Below are 15,411 nucleotides of genomic sequence, written 5' to 3'. Positions count from 1 at the left end.
ATGCATATCGGGATATTCGCAGACGGCGGGTTCGAGAAAGGAATGGGGCACGTCGTTCGAATGAAAAGGCTTGCGGAAGAACTCAAACAACGCTGTTCCATTACGTTTTACACAAATGACGAGTCTGAACAATTTCTTCAAGAAGAGTACTGGCAGGTCATCGTAAAACCGGAGCTTCAGCAAAATGAATGTATTCTCCGGGAAATAAACGATAAAAAGCTCGATCTGCTTTTATTCGATATCCTTGGTGCACCTGTCGATTTATTAACAAAAATAAAAGCAGGAACAGATGCCAAAATCGTTCTGTTCGAAGAAAAAAATGAGAAAGCGATAGGTCAAAGTGATGCGGTCATTAACGGAATTTACGGCGATGTCAGAAGCAAGGTTTACGATCAGGGAAACGCCCGTGTCTATGAAGGCCCGGATTATCTTATTCTCCACCCTGCCTTTCAAGCCGCAAGAGCTGATTACGCACTTAAGGAAGACTGCCGCAATATCCTTGTTGCATTAGGAGGAAGCGATCCAAAGCAGCTTGTTTTTAAAGTGATAGCAGCGGCCGGTCAGCTCCCGGACAGGAAAGACAAGAAAATGATTTTTATCATGGGCAGCGCTTCACCGCATCAAGAGGCGGTCCGTAAATTGATTCAAAACAAACCCCAATACGCACTAATCGAGCAGACAAATGAAATGGCTGTGTTTATGAAACAAGCAGATGCAGCCATTGTCGCCGGCGGCATCTCGCTTTATGAAGCGATCTGTATCGGCGTGCCGTGCCTCGTGCTTTCTCAGGTTGCCCATCAAACCGCAACCGCTGCAAAATTTGCGGAACATGGCGCCGTTCTTGATCTCGGCCTGGGAGAGAATGTATCCGTCGAAAAGCTTGCTTATCATATGTCTCAAATATTCAGCAGCTATCCTCTCCGTCTTTCTCTGCACGAGGGAGGAAGGCCGCTCGTAGATGGAAAAGGAATGAAACGGGTATCAGCCATTCTTTATGATTTGCTTGATGATAAGATATAAAAATGCACGTAAGGAAGTGTTAATGTGAAAGGTGTCATTTTAGCCGGAGGAAACGGCTCACGCCTTATGCCCTTAACCAAAGCCGTCAACAAGCATTTGCTTCCTGTAGGCCCTTATCCGATGATTTACTGGTCGATAATGAAGCTTGAGGAAGCCGGAATTAAAGAGATTTTACTCATCAGCCAAAAAGAGCACATGCCGCAGTTTTATAAGCTGCTGGGAAGCGGGGAGGAGCTTGGCGTCTCCGTCACTTATCAAGTGCAGCCCGCTGCATCGGGAATTTCAGATGGGTTATCATATGCAAAACGCTTTACCGGAAAGGAGCCTTTCATTTTATTATTAGGTGATAATATATTCGAAGATTCATTAAAGCCTTATACGGAGCGATTTCAACAGCAGGGAAAAGGGGCGAAAGTGCTTCTGAAAGAAGTGGATGATCCAGAACGTTTTGGGATTGCTGAGATTGATGAGAAAAACAAACACATTCGATCCATTATTGAAAAGCCTGCACATCCGCCGACCAACCTTTGTGTAACCGGCATTTACATGTATGATGCAGAAGTGTTTTCGTATATTGAACAAATATCACCATCCAAGCGCGGCGAGCTGGAAATCACTGATGTAAATAATTTATACATTGAAAACAGCAAGCTTACGTATGATGTGTTATCGGGCTGGTGGGTCGATGCAGGAACACACGAATCGCTTTATCTCGCCTCCCGGCTGGTACATCAGGCTTTACAGAAAGGACAGGACGAATAGCTATGGCAAAATCATATTTCATTACAGGCGGGGCCGGATTCATAGGGCTCACGTTTACAAAGCTCATGCTGAAGGAAACGGATGCGCGCATTACCGTTCTAGATAAATTAACGTATGCCAGCCACCCGCAGGAAATCGAAAAACTAAAGGGAAACAGCCGGTTTCGGTTTGTAAAAGGGGATATCAGCATTCAGGAGGATATCGACCGGGCGTTTGACGAGACCTATGACGCCGTGATTCATTTCGCCGCGGAATCGCATGTAGACAGAAGCATCTCCCAAGCAGAGCCGTTTATCACAACGAATGTCATGGGCACATATCGTCTGGCTGAGGCAGTCTTACAAGGAAAAGCCAAAAAGCTGATTCATATTTCAACAGACGAGGTGTACGGGGAATTAGAAGCGAATGATCCCGCATTTACGGAAACCACGCCGCTTTCTCCTAACAACCCTTATTCCGCGAGCAAAGCGAGCTCTGACCTTCTTGTTCTATCGTATGTGAAAACACACAAACTGCCGGCTATTATTACACGCTGCAGCAACAATTACGGACCATATCAGCATAGTGAAAAAATGATCCCAACGATTATCCGCCATGCAAAACAAGGCTTGCCGGTTCCGCTCTACGGCGACGGGCTTCAGATCAGAGACTGGCTTTTTGCAGAGGACCATTGCCGCGCCATCAAGCTTATTTTAGAAAAAGGAACCGACGGTGAGGTGTATAATATCGGCGGCGGAAATGAACGCACGAATAAAGAGCTGGCGAGTATCATCATGAAACATTTGGGCTGTGAGGAATTGTTTGCTCACGTCGAAGACCGAAAAGGGCATGACCGGCGCTACGCGATCAATGCGTCAAAGCTGAAAAATGAGCTTGGCTGGCGGCAGGAAGTACCGTTTGAAGAAGGCATTGCGCGCACGATTCGCTGGTATACAGACAATGACCGATGAGAAGGTGATTCGATTGACAAAGGTATTGGTAACCGGCGCGGGCGGACAGCTTGGCTTGGAGCTGTGCCGCCAGCTGAAGCAAGCCGGATATGAGGTCATTGCGTTAACAAAGCAGATGATGAACATCGCCGATCAGCGTTCTGTACGGCATTCGTTGGGGCATTATCAGCCGGATATCGTGGTCAATACCGCCGCGTTTACGTCCGTCGACAAATGCGAGACGGAGCTGGATAAAGCATACTTGATCAACGGAGTTGGCGCTTATTACACTGCCCTGGAGTCATCCCGCATCGGAGCGCAATATGTTCATATCAGCACGGATTATGTATTTGACGGGAAGGGGACCCAGCCATACAGGGAAGACGGCCACCTTGACCCGAACACCATCTACGGTAAAAGTAAAAAACTAGGAGAAGAGCTGATCCAGTTAGCAAGAACCGACAGCACGATCATCAGAACATCGTGGGTGTATGGACAAAGCGGCAGCAATTTTGTTCATACGATGCTGAAGCTCGCAGAAACAAAACAAGAGCTGCGGGTTGTGAACGATCAAATCGGCTCGCCGACCTATACGAAGGATTTGGCGGAAGCGGTCATCAAGCTGTTCAGTCATCCGCCGGGCATCTACCATGTCAGCAATTCAGGCATATGCAGCTGGTATGAGTTCGCAAAGGCCATTATGGAAGAAAGCGGGCTGAACACAACGATTACGCCCGTGACGACAGAGGAATACGGGAATCCGACACCCCGGCCGGCTTACTCTGTGCTGAGCCACCGGGCCATTGAAGAAGCCGGCATACGCCCGCGCCATTGGCGGGAAGCTTTACGGGAATTTTTGCAGGAAAGGAGCAGTGCGCGTGATTGAAGGAGTCAAGGTTAAGAAACTGACAAAGCATTGTGATGACAGAGGTTTTTTTGCCGAACTGGTTCGCGATGATGAGAACCTTCTTGAGCATTTTGGGCAGGCGTCTTGGTCCAAAAGCTATCCGGGTGTGATTAAAGCGTTTCATTATCACGAGAAGCAGGATGATCTCTGGTTCTTCCCGACAGGCCACGCTCAGGTTGTCCTTTACGACCTGCGGGAGGATTCAGAAACAAAAGGAGAAACCGATGTCTATTATATGGGAGAAGATAACCCGATGCTGTTATTGATTCCAAAAGGCGTCGCTCACGGATACAGAGTGCTGGGCGAAACGCCGCTGACAATTATCTATTTTACGACAACCTCGTATAACCCTGATCAGCCCGATGAAAAAAGAATCCCATGGAATGATGAGACAATCGGTTTTAACTGGAATACCGAATTTAAATAAATCATAGAGCAGTTATCCATCGAAGATCATCAGGCATCTTCGACTTTTTTTGTCCTGTTTTGATATCAGGACAAAAGACAGGGGTAACAGGCGCATATTTTACTAGATACGGATCAGAAACAGTCTATTAGAATCTTGTGTAAATAGGATGAATTTATTACATCATTCAAAGTGTTAATATTCCTTAAAAAACATTTACTTCCATGGAAAATGGTGATAGATTAACTTTTAAGAAAAAGAAATGGTAATTCGCGAGTTACGGTAAAACGCTTTTTCTGCAGAGGACGCTCTGGCCAAATTCCAACCGTGATTTGAGGAGGAAATGTCATGTTAAAAAGAACTTCATTCGTATCTTCATTTTTCATCAGTTCAGCTGTCCTGCTATCAATCTTGCTTCCTTCAGGCCAAGCGCATGCACAGTCTGCATCAATTGAGGCAAAAACCGTAAACAGTACAAAAGAATGGACGACTTCAGATATTGAAGTGACTTATAAACCAAACGCAGTGCTTTCTCTGGGGGCAGTCGAGTTTCAATTTCCTGACGGATTCCACGCGACAACAAGAGATTCTGTGAATGGAAGAACACTGAAAGAAACACAGATTTTAAACGATGGAAAAACGGTCAGGCTCCCGCTTACTCTTGATTTGTTAGGGACGTCTGAATTCGATCTCGTCATGGTGCGCAAAACGCTTCCGCGTGCAGGCACATACACGATTAAAGGGGATGTGGTAAACGGTCTGGGAATCGGCAGTTTTTATGCTGAAACACAGCTAGTTATCGACCCTCGTTAATATCAATAGAAATGATCAGGGGCTGATGTGATATCAGCCTCTTTTTTTTGTATGGTTAAAAAATTGGTACGAATCTTGCATGTAGATAAGGGTGAACCCAATCAAGAAAGGAATTGATCTATTGCATTATTTTAAAAGCGCTTACATTTTTCTGAAGATAAAAATATGATGAGGTGAAAAAACATGTCAGAAAAACAAATCACAAAGGATGAAGAAAAAGAAGCTCTCAATTTATTTCTGTCTACGCAAGCGATCATAAAGGAAGCCCTGCGGAAATTGGGCTATCCGAGCGGAATGTATGAATTAATGAAAGAGCCGATGAGAATGCTCACTGTACGAATTCCGGTGAAAATGGATAACGGCAGTGTGAAAGTGTTTACAGGCTATCGTTCACAGCACAATGACGCGGTCGGCCCGACAAAAGGGGGCGTGCGTTTTCATCCCGAGGTGAATGAAGAGGAAGTAAAGGCGTTATCGATTTGGATGACGCTCAAATGCGGGATCACGAATTTGCCGTACGGCGGCGGAAAGGGAGGCATTATTTGTGATCCGCGGACGATGTCGTTTGGAGAATTGGAACGGCTGAGCCGGGGGTATGTCCGCGCCATCAGCCAGTTAGTCGGCCCGACAAAGGATATTCCCGCTCCCGATGTATACACCAATTCGCAAATTATGGCGTGGATGATGGACGAATACAGCCGGCTTCGGGAATTCGATTCCCCGGGTTTTATCACAGGAAAACCGCTCGTTTTAGGCGGCTCACAGGGCCGGGAAACAGCAACCGCTCAAGGCGTAACCATTTGTATAGAAGAAGCGGTTAAGAAAAAAGGAATCAAGCTGCAAAACGCGCGAATCATCATACAGGGCTTTGGGAACGCCGGCAGTTTTCTGGCTAAATTTATGCATGATGCCGGCGCCAAGGTTATCGGGATTTCGGATGCCCACGGCGGTCTGTACAACCCGGAGGGCCTCGATATTCCTTATTTGCTCGATAAGCGGGACAGTTTCGGAATGGTCACCAATTTATTTACAGATGTCATCACAAATGAAGAGCTGCTCGAACAAGAATGCGATATTTTAGTGCCGGCGGCTATTTCAAATCAAATTACAGCCAAAAACGCCCATAACATTAAGGCCTCAATTGTGGTCGAAGCGGCTAACGGGCCGACGACAATCGACGCGACAAAGATTTTGAATGAAAAAGGCGTACTCCTGGTGCCGGATATACTGGCGAGTGCCGGCGGCGTAACGGTTTCTTACTTTGAATGGGTTCAAAACAACCAAGGATACTATTGGGCAGAAGAAGAGGTTGCTGAAAAGCTGAGAAACGTGATGGTCAATTCATTTGAAACGATTTATCAGACCGCGGCCGCACACAAAGTCGATATGCGCTTGGCGGCTTACATGACGGGCATCAGAAAATCTGCAGAGGCGTCTCAATTCCGCGGATGGGTTTAGGGGGGATAATCCCCCTTTCTTCCGCAAAATTATTTTGCGTTTTTGTTTGCGTATGGCATGAAAATCGCAAAGTGATTTTGCACGTTATATTCATAAAAGGAAAAATGTTTAGATTTCTGACAAAGTTCTCTGTGATTCTACAAGTTTTTTTGTGAAAAGACGAAATATTGGTACGAATCTTGCTTTTATATTTCGTAGGAAGACATATTACATAACGAGGGGGATTACATATGACCGTTTCATATGCGCACGAACCATTCACTGATTTTAAGGAAGCAAAGAATAAAACAGCCTTTCAAGAATCAATGGACTTTGTAAATACTCAGCTCGGCAAGCATTATCCGCTTGTCATTAATGGAGAAAAGATCGAAACGGATCGTAAAATTGTTTCGATTAATCCGGCCAATAAGGAAGAAGTGATCGGCTACGCCTCAACGGCTAATCAAGAGCTTGCTGAAAAAGCGATGCAATCGGCGTTACAGGCATTTGAATCGTGGAAAAAACAAAGACCGGAGCACCGCGCGAATATTCTTTTTAAAGCTGCGGCCATTTTGCGCAGAAGAAAGCATGAATTTTCAAGCTATCTTGTAAAGGAAGCGGGAAAACCGTGGAAGGAAGCAGATGCTGACACAGCGGAAGCAATAGACTTTTTAGAATACTACGCGCGCCAAATCTTAAAACTGAAGGACGGGGCTCCTGTAAAGAGCCGGGCAGGCGAGTACAATCAATATCATTATGAAGCGCTTGGCGTCGGCATTGTCATTTCGCCATTTAATTTCCCGCTTGCCATTATGGCAGGGACTGCTGCGGCTGCGATTGTCACGGGGAATACGATCCTGTTGAAGCCGGCAGATGCTGCGCCAGTAGTGGCTGCTAAATTTGTCGAGGTAATGGAGGAAGCGGGTTTGCCAAACGGCGTTCTCAATTACATTCCGGGAGACGGAGCGGAAATTGGTGATTTCTTAGTAGAACACCCTAAAACAAGATTTGTATCATTTACAGGCTCCCGTGCGGTCGGCTGCCGGATTTATGAGCGTGCCGCAAAAGTGCAGCCGGGCCAAAAATGGCTGAAACGAGTGATTGCTGAAATGGGCGGGAAAGACACAGTGCTTGTCGACAAAGATGCCGATTTGGATCTTGCTGCCTCTTCTATCGTTTACTCCGCATTCGGGTACTCAGGGCAAAAATGTTCAGCGGGTTCCCGTGCAGTGATTCATCAGGATGTCTATGATGAAGTCGTAGAAAAAGCAGTTGCGCTGACCAAAACGCTGACAGTCGGAAGTCCGGAAGATCCTGATACGTATATGGGGCCTGTGATTCATGAAGCTTCCTACAATAAAGTCATGAGCTATATTGAAATCGGCAAGTCTGAAGGCAAGCTTTTGGCCGGCGGAGAAGGCGATGATTCAAAAGGCTACTTTATTCAGCCGACGATCTTTGCAGATGTTGATGAACATGCGCGTCTCATGCAGGAAGAAATCTTCGGTCCGGTTGCTGCCATCTGCAAAGCGCGTGATTTCGACCATATGCTTGAGATTGCAAATAATACAGAATACGGACTGACAGGCGCTCTGCTGACGAAAAACCGTGCGCACATTGAACGGGCTCGCGAGGATTTTCATGTCGGAAACTTATACTTTAACAGAGGCTGTACCGGAGCTATTGTCGGCTATCAGCCATTCGGCGGGTTTAATATGTCCGGAACAGACTCAAAAGCAGGAGGTCCGGATTATTTAATTCTTCATATGCAGGCGAAAACAACGTCCGAAGCGTATTAATTGAGAAAACCGAAATAGTGCGATTGTTTTTAGATCGCACTATTTACATGTTTGGATGAGGGGGATGATGTATGCTCTATACAAAAATCAGTCACATGCCGCCGGCAGAACGGGTTGAGACACTGACAAAGTCTTTGGTCAGCCTCAGCAGTGTAAACGGCACCATCGGCGAAGGGACGAAAGCAGATTTTATCAAAGAAGTCATCATGAGCTATCCTTACTTTCAGGAACATCCTTGCCATGTATGGGAACAGGCTATTCCTAATGACCCGTACAACCGGAAAAATATTTTTGCGTTTGTGGAAGGCAGCGGGGAAAGCCGGAATACTGTCATTTATCACGCCCACTTGGATACGGTGGGAATTGAAGATTTCGGCCCGCTTAAGGATATCGCTTTTGATTCTGGAAAATTGGCTGAGTATTTCTCCAACTATGACTTTGATGAAGACGTTCAGCGGGACGCCAAGTCGGGTGAGTGGATGTTCGGCAGAGGCTCTGTCGACATGCAAAGCGGCATCGCGGTGCATTTGTCCAATCTCCTGCACTTTTCAGAGAACCCCAAAGCATTGCCGGGAAATCTATTATTTATGGCAAACCCGGATGAAGAAAGTCAGCATGCCGGTATTCTCGCCAGTATTTCTGAGCTGAACCGATTAAAAAAGGAGAAACAGATTCAGTATTTGGCTGCCATTAATACCGATTTTATTACGCCGCTGTACGATGGTGATTCAACAAGATATATCTATACCGGAGCCGCGGGAAAGCTGCTGCCTTGCTTTTATATATCCGGCCGGGAAGTGCATGTCGGAGACACGCTTGCGGGCATCGATCCAAATCTCATTTCTTCTGAAATCACAAGACGCATCCACAACAATATTCATTTAGCAGAAAAGATTGAAGGCGAATTGGTTCTGCCCCCATCCTGCTTGTACCAGCGTGATAACAAAGAATCCTATAACGTCCAAACCGCCGTCAGCAGCTATTTGTATTTCAATTATTTTATCTATGAAAAAACAGCAAAGGAAGTCATGGACCAGCTTACCCAAGTCGCTGAGGAGGCGTGCCGGAACACAGAACGAAAATTATCAGAGTATTATGAAGAATATCTGAAGCGAACAAATCTTCCGAAGAGACATTTGTCTTGGGATATTCAAGTCTTCAGTCTGGATCAATACATGGAAAAGCTAAGAAGCCGCGGCGTTGATCCTGAGCAGTGTATAGAGCAAGCATTCAAAGCCAATGAGCACCTTGAACTGCGCATGAGATGTTTTCATGCAATTGAAGAACTCCAAAAGCTTGATCCCGATCAGGGCGCAAAAGTCATTCTGTTTTATGCTCCTCCTTATTTACCGCATAACTATTTAAAAGAAGAAAGCACAAGAGACCAGCTATTGCAGCATGTGATCAAAGAAGCGGTGGACAAAATCGCCGAAACGACAGGCGAAACCTTTGTTTTCAAAAAGTTTTTCCCTTACTTGGCAGACGGCAGCTTTTTATCGCTGCATGAAACCGATGACGAAATTGATTCCTTTATCAGAAACTTCCCGGGATGGGAGATGATTGGAACCATTCCGTTTAAAGACATACGGAAACTGAACATTCCTTCCATTAACATGGGTGTATACGGAAAAGACGGACATAAATGGACTGAAAGAGTATACAAGCCGTACACATTTCATGTATTGCCTGATCTGATACAGCAGACCACTGTTCACCTTTTGCAAAGCTATCGGATGAATATCAGCACAAAAGAGCCGAAGGGAGAAGGATGATGCAGGATCATAAAAATGAATTGCAGCGCAGTATGAAAAGCCGGCATTTGTTTATGATTGCCTTGGGCGGCGTCATCGGCACCGGTCTGTTTTTAGGTTCCGGCTTTACGATCAGCCAGGCGGGTCCTCTCGGAGCCATTGTTGCCTATATGATTGGCGGATTTTTAATGTATCTGGTCATGCTTTGTTTAGGGGAGCTGGCTGTCGCCATGCCGGTGGCCGGATCGTTTCAAGCCTACGCCACAAAGTTTTTGGGGCCGTCGACAGGCTTTATGATTGGCTGGCTGTATTGGTTCAGCTGGGCGAATACAGTCGGCTTGGAGCTAACGTCAGCGGGCATTTTGATGCAAAGATGGCTGCCCTCCGTGCCGATCTGGATATGGTGTCTCGTTTTCGGTGTCATCATCTTTTTGATTAATGCGCTGTCTGTCCGAAGCTTTGCAGAAATGGAATTTTGGTTTTCGAGCATCAAAGTGACAGCGATCATATTATTTATCGTGATCGGCGGGTGCGCCGTGTTTGGCTTGATTGATTTTAAAGGCGGTCAGGAAACGCCTTTTCTATCTCATTTCATGACTGATAAAGGACTGTTTCCAAATGGCGTGCTGGCTGTTATGTTTACGCTGGTTATGGTCAATTTCTCATTTCAGGGGACGGAGCTGGTCGGAATTGCGGCAGGGGAGAGTGAAAGTCCGGAAAAGACACTGCCAAAGTCCATTCGAAATGTCATCTGGCGAACGCTGTTTTTCTTTGTGCTGGCTATGTTCGTCTTGGTTGCCATTCTTCCGTATGAAACGGCTGGGGTGATTGAGAGTCCGTTTGTAGCGGTGCTTGATCAAATCGGCATCCCATTTGCGGCTGATGTGATGAACTTTGTCATATTAACGGCGATTTTATCTGTTGCCAATTCTGGTTTATATGCAGCCTCACGTATGATGTGGTCGCTTTCAACAAACAAAATGGGCCCCGCCCTTTTAACGAGACTGACCAAAAAAGGGGTGCCGATCAATGCCCTGCTGGTTACGATTGGGATTTCCGGCTGTTCGCTGCTGACTAGCGTCATGGCTGCAGAAACCGTGTATTTATGGTGCATATCAATCTCGGGTATGGTGACAGTTGTCGCGTGGATGTCCATTTGCGCCTCGCAATTTTTCTTTCGCAGGCGGTTCCTCGCTGAAGGCGGGAACGTGAACGACCTGGAATTCAGAACCCCTCTTTATCCGTTGGTGCCGATTCTTGGGTTTGTATTATACGGATGCGTATTGATAAGCCTTATATTCATCCCAGATCAAAGAATCGGCTTGTACTGCGGTGTACCAATCATTATTTTCTGCTATGCGTACTATCATCTGAGCATCAAGAAGCGCTTACAAAATGAACCGCTGAAAAAAGAGCAAACAGAAGCGCAATAGAAAAAGCTCTCCGGGAGACCGGAGAGCTTTTTTACGCGTTACGTCTGACAAGAAACACATAGGACAATATCGCGAGCGCATCAAAGCCGAATATACTCAACGCCATCGGCCACGCGTTTTCTTCCCCGGCTACACCGGCGAGCGCCGTTGATGGCAAACGGCATGCTGAACATCTAAGCCGACACACCGTATATGTTTTGCAGGACAAACGGCGAACTGGAAATATACGCAAACATGCCGGTCCCGATAAAGGCCTGGCTGAAGGCAAAACCCATAAACGCCCGGCCGCCAAGCAAGTGCCGAAATGTGGTCAGCTTTCAGGCAGTGATTCAGGCAATGCGGTCAGAACCGTGACAAAAATAAAAACACCCGATCCCGGCCAGCACGATAAACACAGTTGACCAGTCAGCAAATGGAAGGATGAATCCTCCCGAAATCGGGCTAACTGTTGAATAACCTTGATTCATCACCTGACCCGCCTTAACAAATGCATTACTATAGCATATCCCAAGATATGTTTTTGTTTTATTTTAAATTTGAAACAAGAAATCCCTTATTCATATTTGAATGAAAATAATAAAAAGAAAATTATTTTCGTTCGAATTGTAAATTGTAAATAAAGGATGCTAAACTATAATTCAACTTTATTTTAAGATTCCGGAAGAGGTGTTAAGGGAGAATGAACAGTAAACAAAACAATCACATCAAATCAAAACATCATTTTCCGCTATTTCTTGCGCTGGCTTTAACAATGGGCGTATTTGCGGCTGGATCTGAAGAGCTTGTCATTTCACCGCTGCTGCCTGATTTAGCAGATGCCTTCAACTCAGATGTCAGCGTGCTTGCGCTATCTATCAGTATATATGGGATCATGATCTTTATCGGTGCCCCGCTGCTGGTGCCTTTAGGGGATAAATACTCGAGAGAACTGAGTTTAATGCTGGGACTTGTGATCTTTATTATAGGAACCGTGATATGCGCTTTGGCGCAAAATATCTTTTTCTTCTTTTTAGGCCGTGCGCTTTCAGGGTTGGCGGCAGGTGCGTTTGTCCCGACCGCTTACGCAGTTGTCGGGGATCGTGTTCCGTATACATATCGGGGCAAAGTGATGGGTCTGATCGTATCAAGCTGGTCGCTTGCACTGATTTTCGGTGTGCCGATCGGATCATTTATAGGCGGCGTCTTACATTGGAGATGGACATTCTGGATTTTCGCCTTGATGGGTGCACTTGTTGTTTTGCTCGTCCTATTTGAAATGCGCCGCCATAACGATAATAAAAACGCCGTCCAGGAGGAAAAAGACGAGCCGGCGGGGACATTTCGAGACGCGCTTAAAGTGCCGCGTGTTCCCGTTTATATCATAATCACTTTGTGCAATATGATTGGTTTTTACGGTATGTATTCGTTTTTAGGCTCTTACCTACAGGACGTTTTTACCGGAGGCAATACGGCTGCCGGCTTATTTATTATGATTTATGGCATCGGGTTTTCCATGAGTGTCTTTACAGGTAAGATTGCCGACCGCATTGGAAAAATGCGCTCCCTGATCATTGCGCTGGCGGTCATCAGCGTTCTGCTGGCTTGTATCGCGTATGCGCCCGCATCAATGCCTCTGCTAATCATCAGTCTATTCATCTGGGGGTTAATGCAAAGCTTGACGGTGACGCTGCTCAGCACCATTTTGAGTGATTGCTCAGAGCGTCATCGCGGGAAAATTATGGCGTTTTACAGCCTTGCCTCAAATTTGGCTGTGACATTAGGTTCTGCTTTGATGGGACCTGTATATGTGGGATACGGGTATGCAGCTGTCGGATTGATTTGCGCCATCATTACAGTGCTCGGTTTTGTGCTCAGTGTATTCGCATATAAAAAGTACGGAAAGCATGAGCAGAAAGCAGATCATTCCTTATCCCAATAAACAAAGTTTCTAAATTCCTATAACAAAAAACCCTTTCTTAAGGGTTTTTCTGTTTGTATGGGAATAATTATCAGTATTTTCAAAAAATGTTGACAGTTCGATTGCCGCTGGATAAAATTTACTTAAAATTTAAAAGATTGGTTGGTGCTCATGATTATATTGGATAATAGCATTCAGACAAAAAACAAAGCTTATTCAATATCAAAACTGATTACAGTCAACACGCTCGGCCCAGAAGGGACAAGCAGTGAGTACGCAGCAAAACATTTCATCTCTAATTTTACTCTTCTCCAAGGGCTAAACAGTAAATTATCTTTGCATGATACATTTGAATCATGCATCGAAAGGACTCTTCAAAGCCCGCTTGAATACACCATCGTTCCACATGCTTATGACGGCATTAAACATTTCTACATGAGGCCGGATTTGCAGCTTTTGCAAATCTTCAGGTGCGATACACCGATGTACGGCCTGGCTGTCCGTCCTGATTTCACATTCAGCGACGACATGCTTGACACATCTATTATTGTTTCACACCCATCACCTATCAATTTAATTAAATATTTTACCCGCAAAGACGTCAGGTTCGAGCTGGTCAACTCAACCAGCGCCGCAGCAAAAAAAGTACAAGAAGGTCTTTCTGACATTGCTTTAACCAATGAACTGGCAAGACAAAAATACGGGCTCAAATTTGTTAAGACATTTAAAAGCATTCCTATGAGCTGGTCATTATTCGGAAAAGGAGACGTTGATTATGAAAACTGAACAAGATGTGAAGGAGATTTATTTCCCGACACCAAAATTAATAGAGTGGGAGAACGGAGTAAGACAGTATTCCACCGTCCGCGGCGATACTGAAGTGCTAATGTCTTACGTTCCCCCGCATACTAACGTTGAACCGCATCACCACAAGGAAGTCCAAATCGGCATGGTCGTTTCAGGCGAGCTGTCCATGACTGTCGGAAACGTCACAAAAAAAATGACAGCCTTGGAATCAGCATATATCGCGCCGCCGCATGTGCCTCACGGAGCAAGAAATGAAACAGACCAAGAAGTCATTGCCATTGATATTAAACGGTATAAAGCTGATGAAACGTATACAAGTCCTGAAGACTACTTTTTGAATATTTTCAAAACGAGAGATTTATTGCCTGGCATGGAAGTCACGTTCTTTGTTGAGGATTGGATAGAAATTATGCTGGCCAAGATTCCTGGAAACGGCGGCGAAATGCCTTTCCATAAACATCGCAATGAACAAATCGGCATCTGCATCGGCGGCGGATATGATATGACCGTTGAAGGCTGCACAGTGGATATGACATTCGGCACCGCCTATTTCTGTGAACCTCGTGAAGACCACGGTGCCATCAACCGTTCTGAAAAAGAATCTCAATCCATTAACATCTTCTTTCCGCCGCGCTACAACAGAGCAAAAACGAAAAAGATAAAGGCGGATGAATCATCATGAACCTCACCGATAAAACCGTCCTCATAACAGGAGGGGCATCAGGCATCGGCTATGCCGCGGTTCAAGCTTTTTTGAACCAGCAGGCAAATGTGGTTGTGGCGGATATTGATGCAGCACAGGGAGAAGTCATGGTCCGGCAAGAAAATAATGACCGGCTGCACTTTGTGCAAACAGATATAACAGACGAAGCGGCCTGCCAGCACGCTGTTCAATCGGCAATCGATACATTCGGAGGATTAGATATTTTAATTAATAATGCGGGGATCGAAATCGTGGCGCCTATTCATGAGATGGAGCTGAGCGATTGGAATAAGGTGCTCCAAGTCAATCTGACGGGCATGTTTTTAATGAGCAAGCACGCACTCAAGCATATGCTGGCTGCCGGCAAGGGCAATATCATTAATACGTGCTCTGTCGGCGGAGTCGTGGCATGGCCTGATATCCCGGCATATAACGCCAGCAAAGGCGGCGTGTTGCAGCTGACAAGGTCAATGGCTGTTGATTACGCCAAACATCAAATCCGCGTTAATTGTGTATGTCCGGGGATTATTGATACGCCATTAAATGAGAAATCCTTTATGGAAAATAACGAAGGCACACTTGAAGAAATCAAGAAAGAAAAGGCGAAGGTGAATCCGATGCTAAAACTCGGAAAACCTGAAGAAATAGCAAACGTTATGCTGTTTTTAGCCTCTGATTTATCAAGCTACATGACCGGAAGCGCCATCACCGCAGACGGAGGATATACCGCACAATAGAGAGAGAAGG

General features: G+C 45.6%; 15 protein-coding genes and 1 pseudogene. 14 read left to right on the top strand and 2 right to left on the bottom strand.

Annotation, left to right across the window (positions count from 1 at the left end):
* The 10 genes from WA325_RS08450 (at position 1) to WA325_RS08405 (ending at position 11,257) form a co-directional block, all read left to right on the top strand.
* Positions 1-1,020, top strand: coding sequence for a PseG/SpsG family protein (locus tag WA325_RS08450; RefSeq protein WP_202852790.1), 1,020 nt, complete (start codon positions 1-3; stop codon positions 1,018-1,020).
* Positions 1,021-1,044: 24 nt separating this feature from the next.
* Positions 1,045-1,782, top strand: coding sequence for a sugar phosphate nucleotidyltransferase (locus WA325_RS08445; RefSeq protein ID WP_059292292.1), 738 nt, complete (start codon positions 1,045-1,047; stop codon positions 1,780-1,782).
* Positions 1,783-1,784: 2 nt separating this feature from the next.
* Positions 1,785-2,732: a dTDP-glucose 4,6-dehydratase gene (gene rfbB / locus WA325_RS08440; RefSeq protein WP_336183456.1), complete on the top strand. Its 948-nt coding sequence runs from the start codon at positions 1,785-1,787 to the stop codon at positions 2,730-2,732.
* A gap of 13 nt (positions 2,733-2,745) precedes the next feature.
* Positions 2,746-3,597, top strand: coding sequence for a dTDP-4-dehydrorhamnose reductase (rfbD, locus tag WA325_RS08435; protein ID WP_336183455.1), 852 nt, complete (start codon positions 2,746-2,748; stop codon positions 3,595-3,597).
* On the top strand, positions 3,590-4,045 hold the full coding sequence (locus tag WA325_RS08430; protein WP_010332322.1) for a dTDP-4-dehydrorhamnose 3,5-epimerase family protein: 456 nt from the start codon (positions 3,590-3,592) through the stop codon (positions 4,043-4,045). The genes rfbD and WA325_RS08430 overlap by 8 nt, the downstream gene beginning before the upstream one ends.
* A 327-nt stretch (positions 4,046-4,372) precedes the next feature.
* Entirely contained in the window at positions 4,373-4,837 is a 465-nt protein-coding gene (gene bslB / locus WA325_RS08425; protein WP_336183454.1) for a biofilm surface layer hydrophobin BslB, read from the top strand.
* A 183-nt stretch (positions 4,838-5,020) separates the two neighbouring features.
* Complete coding sequence (gene rocG / locus WA325_RS08420; RefSeq protein ID WP_336183453.1) at positions 5,021-6,295, top strand: glutamate dehydrogenase; 1,275 nt, start codon at positions 5,021-5,023, stop codon at positions 6,293-6,295.
* Between the two features lie 230 nt (positions 6,296-6,525).
* A complete protein-coding gene (pruA, locus tag WA325_RS08415) occupies positions 6,526-8,073 on the top strand; it encodes an L-glutamate gamma-semialdehyde dehydrogenase (protein WP_336183452.1) in 1,548 nt (515 codons plus the stop codon).
* A 71-nt stretch (positions 8,074-8,144) separates the two neighbouring features.
* The gene (locus tag WA325_RS08410) at positions 8,145-9,845 is read left to right on the top strand and encodes a M20 family metallopeptidase (protein WP_336183451.1); all 1,701 of its coding nucleotides are present in this window, start codon (positions 8,145-8,147) and stop codon (positions 9,843-9,845) included.
* Positions 9,845-11,257, top strand: coding sequence for an amino acid permease (locus WA325_RS08405; RefSeq protein WP_202852784.1), 1,413 nt, complete (start codon positions 9,845-9,847; stop codon positions 11,255-11,257). Before WA325_RS08410 ends, WA325_RS08405 begins: the two co-directional genes overlap by 1 nt.
* A 31-nt stretch (positions 11,258-11,288) precedes the next feature.
* Here WA325_RS08405 and WA325_RS21455 read toward each other — a convergent pair whose 3' ends face one another.
* Positions 11,289-11,414 carry a hypothetical protein gene (locus WA325_RS21455; RefSeq protein ID WP_277988430.1) on the bottom strand — a complete coding sequence of 42 codons (126 nt, stop codon included), beginning with the start codon at positions 11,412-11,414 and terminating at the stop codon, positions 11,289-11,291.
* Between the two features lie 19 nt (positions 11,415-11,433).
* Positions 11,434-11,697: pseudogene (locus WA325_RS21450) on the bottom strand (MFS transporter); the annotation flags it as partial.
* Positions 11,698-11,936: 239 nt separating this feature from the next.
* On the opposite strand from WA325_RS21450, the gene WA325_RS08395 reads away from it, so the two are divergent.
* The 4 genes from WA325_RS08395 (at position 11,937) to bacC (ending at position 15,401) form a co-directional block, all read left to right on the top strand.
* The gene (locus tag WA325_RS08395) at positions 11,937-13,175 is read left to right on the top strand and encodes an MFS transporter (protein ID WP_105954429.1); all 1,239 of its coding nucleotides are present in this window, start codon (positions 11,937-11,939) and stop codon (positions 13,173-13,175) included.
* Positions 13,176-13,325: 150 nt separating this feature from the next.
* Complete coding sequence (locus WA325_RS08390; protein WP_105954428.1) at positions 13,326-13,940, top strand: bacilysin biosynthesis protein BacA; 615 nt, start codon at positions 13,326-13,328, stop codon at positions 13,938-13,940.
* On the top strand, positions 13,930-14,643 hold the full coding sequence (locus tag WA325_RS08385) for a cupin domain-containing protein (protein ID WP_105954427.1): 714 nt from the start codon (positions 13,930-13,932) through the stop codon (positions 14,641-14,643). Before WA325_RS08390 ends, WA325_RS08385 begins: the two co-directional genes overlap by 11 nt.
* Positions 14,640-15,401, top strand: coding sequence for a dihydroanticapsin 7-dehydrogenase (gene bacC, locus WA325_RS08380; RefSeq protein ID WP_142391716.1), 762 nt, complete (start codon positions 14,640-14,642; stop codon positions 15,399-15,401). The genes WA325_RS08385 and bacC overlap by 4 nt, the downstream gene beginning before the upstream one ends.
* Positions 15,402-15,411 lie beyond the last annotated feature (10 nt).

It is taken from the genome of Bacillus sp. 205(2023) (assembly GCF_037027485.1).
Taxonomy (GTDB): Bacteria; Bacillota; Bacilli; order Bacillales; family Bacillaceae; genus Bacillus; species Bacillus halotolerans.
This window is presented reverse-complemented; position numbering and strand designations above follow the sequence as displayed.